Below are 870 nucleotides of genomic sequence, written 5' to 3'. Positions count from 1 at the left end.
ATGAAGGCGGGCACCAGTTCATTCACCACAGAGTTCAAGGAGAGCGCCCGGGGCTCGAACGGCAGTTCCGCGGGTAGCGCCGGGCAGACAGCGAAGATCGATGGTGCGGTGAAGTCGGAGAGCAAGGACATCAACGACATTGATGGTATCAAGAAGAGCATCGAGCCCGCCATGTCGATGGTTGGCAGCGCCGAGATTAACGCCGCCACCGGCATTCTGACGTTGCGTGATACCAAGGAAGCGGTCGAGGCGGCCGATGAGATCGTGCGGCGCCAGATTGCGATCTATTCCAGGATGGTCTACTTTAAGTTCCAGACGGTTGACTTCACGGTCACCGATAACGGTGAGGCCGGGATGGACTGGAATGCGGTCCTCACCAAGGCACTCGAGCGCGTACCTGGCTTCACGTTCACCGCGCTCTCGCCAGCGTCGCTGGTTTCGCCCAGCGCCGGCACCTTCGGGCTCGGGATCACCTCGGGCGGATGGAACGGCACACAGGCGATCGTGTCCGCGCTGAAGCAGTACGGGACGGTGACGACGTCCGTTGCGGTGCCGCTGGCGATGCGTAACCGCCACGCTGCGCAGTACAACAACCGTCGCGAGTTTGCCTATGTGTCAGCCACCACACCGGCGGCCTCTACGGTCGGCGGCACTGGCGGCACCCCAGGTATCACCACGTCCACGGGCACAGTCGGCTTCAAGCTCACGGTATTCCCGGATGCGACGTCGCGCGATGACGTCAACCTGACGCTGGCATTCGACCAGTCGGCGCTCGATGGCCCGATCCAGACGTTCACCTCGGGTAGCGGCGCGAATCAGCAGTCCGTCCAGGTGCCGAAGACGATCGCCAAGGGCATCCCGGCGCAGGAC

At 63.1% G+C, this 870-nt stretch carries 1 pseudogene; it reads left to right on the top strand.

Going from position 1 to position 870, the window contains the following annotated elements:
- Nucleotides 1-870 (top strand): annotated as a pseudogene (locus tag ACYP5B_RS29510) (protein PilN); the annotation flags it as partial.

Source organism: Cupriavidus sp. 8B (genome assembly GCF_054589115.1).
This window is presented reverse-complemented; position numbering and strand designations above follow the sequence as displayed.